The sequence below is a fragment of the Shewanella sp. 4t3-1-2LB genome, assembly GCF_017368415.1.
Classification (GTDB): Bacteria; Pseudomonadota; Gammaproteobacteria; order Enterobacterales; family Shewanellaceae; genus Shewanella; species Shewanella fodinae.
The window spans coordinates 2849-6498 of sequence record NZ_JAFNJD010000077.1 but is presented as its reverse complement, the minus strand read 5'-3'; the positions used below and the strand labels follow the sequence as shown (position 1 = coordinate 6498).

5 protein-coding genes are annotated in these 3650 nt (G+C 43.4%); 1 reads left to right on the top strand and 4 read right to left on the bottom strand.

Annotated elements, in window-relative coordinates; genetic code table 11:
• A partial coding sequence (locus tag J3L11_RS18305) for a hypothetical protein (RefSeq protein WP_207571916.1) occupies nt 1–274 on the bottom strand: 274 nt, incomplete at its 3' end.
• 53 nt (nt 275–327) lie between these two features.
• Nucleotides 328–627: a hypothetical protein gene (locus J3L11_RS18300; RefSeq protein ID WP_207571915.1), complete on the bottom strand. Its 300-nt coding sequence runs from the start codon at nt 625–627 to the stop codon at nt 328–330.
• A gap of 941 nt (nt 628–1568) precedes the next feature.
• Here J3L11_RS18300 and J3L11_RS18295 point away from each other — a divergent pair.
• Nucleotides 1569–2000 carry a hypothetical protein gene (locus tag J3L11_RS18295; RefSeq protein WP_207571914.1) on the top strand — a complete coding sequence of 144 codons (432 nt, stop codon included), beginning with the start codon at nt 1569–1571 and terminating at the stop codon, nt 1998–2000.
• Nucleotides 2001–2049: 49 nt separating this feature from the next.
• Here J3L11_RS18295 and J3L11_RS18290 read toward each other — a convergent pair whose 3' ends face one another.
• Complete coding sequence (locus J3L11_RS18290) at nt 2050–2802, bottom strand: site-specific integrase (RefSeq protein ID WP_242695333.1); 753 nt, start codon at nt 2800–2802, stop codon at nt 2050–2052.
• Between the two features lie 164 nt (nt 2803–2966).
• Nucleotides 2967–3650: hypothetical protein (locus J3L11_RS18285; protein WP_207571913.1), on the bottom strand; the 684-nt coding region annotated here is incomplete at its 5' end.

Sequence of the window (3650 nt, the reverse complement as noted above, 5' to 3'; positions counted from 1 at the left end):
CTATTATACCAATTGCTGCAATGAAAAACCCATAACTTATTGCTATTCCAAGATTATGATACCCTGTGGAATTAACAATTGCTTGATTAATATGATTTTTTATTGAAACAAGTTCATTCCAACTAATCTGGATTGAAAAATGATAGAATGCTGCAGTGATTTTGTATGGATACTCATGAACTTGGTAATTTTCAATCCATAACCAGCACCATCTAACAGTTTCTTGTATAAGAAAAACCATAAATAGGAAAACAACAAAACTTCTATTTTTCATACATCCCTTAATATTCATTTATCTTGAAAATGTTTCATATCCACACACAACAATTATTTAATTTGTGTAGAGGCCATCTCAGCCTGAGCAGATAACCATGCTACTTCTTTGAGTCGATTATCTGCTTTTTCATAATTTTGTCGCTGTACCCCAGCTTTTCTATAGGCCCTTGGAGCAGGGTAACCATCAACGTACCGATAAATGAGTGCCTGCGAACAGGTTACCCCAATTTTTGTAATCGCTAAAAGGTATGCCATCCGTTCCAAAGATTCTCCCCCAGGTAACAGCACATTTATCATATTCCGTGTTAAGATTTCGGATCTATTTTTAGATAAAATAGCATCACTAAACATATGCCTTTTGCTCCGAATTATTTATTTCAAAAAAAATAGCACCACTTAACACATTCTATTTTCTTATACATAAGTTACATATTCAAGAGATTTTCACACTAAAATTCAGCTAAATTTTGAGAAAAATAATTGTTGTATTATAACAGTAAAGAGTTATAATCTAGTTAAGATTTATTATTTGATAGTTCTCATGAATGAAGATTTTCGAGCAAAGATTGCGCAGATAAGAGTCGGAGAGTATTACGAGCTAGATCGAATTTTAACCCATTGTGTGCAGGGACTACTTTGCGGTTATGCCGAATGCTGTATAAAATTTTGTCTCATGAGGCGGCACGGCGAAGTATTCCCACAAACCCCATATTTAGATAACGGGGTGGTATTGTGTCCACATTGTGCCTCAAATATTGAAGCGGCTGTCAAAGCTATAGTTTCGCGCCGGATTTTAGACACTCCGTTCCCAGAAAGTAGCCCTGAGTCATGGCCGGACTATTGGCCTCTGCAGATTAAAGAGCAATCAGAGCGATTGGCCTCTGAGATTTACACTCTTATCCATCCTTAACATTCTTAATAGCCACCTAAATGGTGGCTATTTTCTTCATATATCGTGCTATTTAGCTCAACATCACAATCAACATTTTCAACCCTGCAGTGATCAGCGTTATCGTGCTGATTAAAAGTCGTAACTCTGCTTGTGTCCATTTTTTCATACTACTATTCCATTTTGTTTGCGCGTCACATAACGCTTAGAACTGATGTTAGCGTATTTTCGGAAAACGGATTTCAGCAACAAAAATTAATTCTCGTCTTAGCTGCCATTCCTCCAATGATCACAAACTAACCAATGTTAATTGGCACCAGATAATAGGTTGTGCAATTATCGATTGTAGCGTAGCTGGTTATACAGCAGCCGCACTAAACGACACATAGAAGGAGCGTTATCCGTGAATCCATTACCCACGCTAACTGACAAGTTCAGAGGCTACCAAAACCGTTATGGTCAATTCCTAGAGTTGTTTATAGCGTTCAAGAAATGTTTAGCGAAAGAAGACATAAGCAAATTTGAGCTAAAACATTTTATGATAGAGCAACCTAACCCGCTTGAGCCTCATGACCCAATCGCCATAACGGCCTATGGCCGCCAGTATCAAATTGCATTGGGTATGCGCGTCACCGCAGGCAGCTGCAAAGGGGTATTAATCTTTAGCCGAGTAGTGAACGATGAAGCTAATGAAGTGGCAACCGTTACATTTAACGGCCAAGGGGTGTTCGACTTCACCGTGAACGATGATGAATTAGAAATGAAAAACTGGCATCACGCATTGACGATCGTCTTAACATTGATCGATAAGGAGCTCAACAGCACTCCAGTATAAAATCAATATCTAGTATTCGGTCGCAGCTGATACACCACAATATATAGTGTTAGCTGCCCTGCCCCCACGCGCCCATAATGAGCGCTCGCCGCTCGTCATTGATCACTTGTAAGTAGATCTCTGTTGTCTTGCTGTCAGCGTGTCCCATCAGCTGGCTAATCACATGCAATGGCACGGGCGGCTTTGCCATCACCAGCGCTACACCGAAGCCGTGGCGCAAGCCTTTGCCTGTGGCTTGTGCGCCTGTGATCCCTGCTCTGTCCATCACACGTTTAACCAGGCGATAAGCCGTTGGCCGCGACATATCCCATAAACGCCCTGTTTGCTGGCCGCTAGCGCGGCTAAGGCGAGCTGACGCTCGCAAAGCAAACACCAAATCAAGATGCTCTAACAAAGCCGCTGGCACAGGCACAGCGCGAAACTGCGGCTTACGTTCTCGGCCCTTGGTGTCCAGTTTGCGTTTCTTGAGGCTGCGGATCACGATTTCGCCCGCATCGAGCCGCACATTATCAGCCGTCAGCGCCAATGCTTCTGACGGGCGGCACCCCGTATAATGCAATACATGACAAAACATGCGCTCGGCGGGGCTTTCAAAACTGGCGGCATCGAGAAAGCGCCGGCGTTCATCGCTCGTCAAATACAACCGTTGGCCGTGATCATCATAAAGCCGCATTTCATTGCTGCGGTCGTTATCTACACCTGGTGTTTTGGGTACCGGATTTTGACCTGGCATAATGGCGCCATTCCGGGGGGATTTTTTCGGCGTCCGAGCAGCGGTCGCGGCAGTAGATTTTTTGAGCATTTTCGCGCCTTTGAATCAAAACACTAGAGTTTTGTTTCACAATACCGCAAAAAAATGCCCTGGGACAGTCCCAGGGCGAAGGAGAGGCCAAGATCACCAGGCATGGTTGAAACACTATTAGTTAGAGTGGCTCAAATTACCCTGTAGAACCTGAACGGATACAACTATTTCGCTAAGTTTTTATTCGCTTTATTAAGCGCTATCTTGGCCGCTTTAAGTAACGTGGACTTGTTTTCTAACTTATTTGACTCAATGGTGTGAATAAGCTTTTCTGCCATGTCTTTAGCTTCTGTTGGATAACGTTCAGCCAGATTCATCAGCGTCACTTTGGCATCATCTGCTGACGTACTGAGCATGTTATCTATGGTGTAATGTGTTCCTTTCAATGGTCTTTCAGGTGTTGCATCCACTTGTGACACTGTGTTTTGCGGTAGTTTTCCTAACAGTAGGTTTTCCCGTTGTTCGGCTTTGGTAAGTTGCAACTGCAGCTGCTCAATCACACCGCGTTGTTTTGCAATTTCGGTGTGGTTGGTACTTTGTTCTGCACGTAGTTGCCGCAGTTCTTCAGCTTGTTCTTTAGTCGCCAGTACCAACTGAGCATTTTCGCTTTTTTGTCTGTCGGATTTTGCTTGAGCTAGCTCCGCAGTTTTTTGATATTGGCGGTTATCAGCGGCTAGCGCCTTCGCTTGAACTTCTGTTTTGCTCAGTTGCTCCTGCAGATGCTCAATCACACCGCGTTGTTTTGCAATTTCGGTGTGGTTGGTACTTTGTTCTGCACGTAGTTGCCGCAGTTCTTCAGCTTGTTCTTTAGTCGCCAGTACCAACTGAGCATTTTCGCTTTTTTGTCT

What these genes read in the sequence shown, in the direction of transcription:
- J3L11_RS18300 (WP_207571915.1), bottom strand. Translation starts at nt 627, where the DNA reads ATGTTTAGTGATGCTATTTTATCTAAAAATAGATCCGAAATCTTAACA.
- J3L11_RS18290 (WP_242695333.1), bottom strand. Translation starts at nt 2,802, where the DNA reads ATGCTCAAAAAATCTACTGCCGCGACCGCTGCTCGGACGCCGAAAAAA.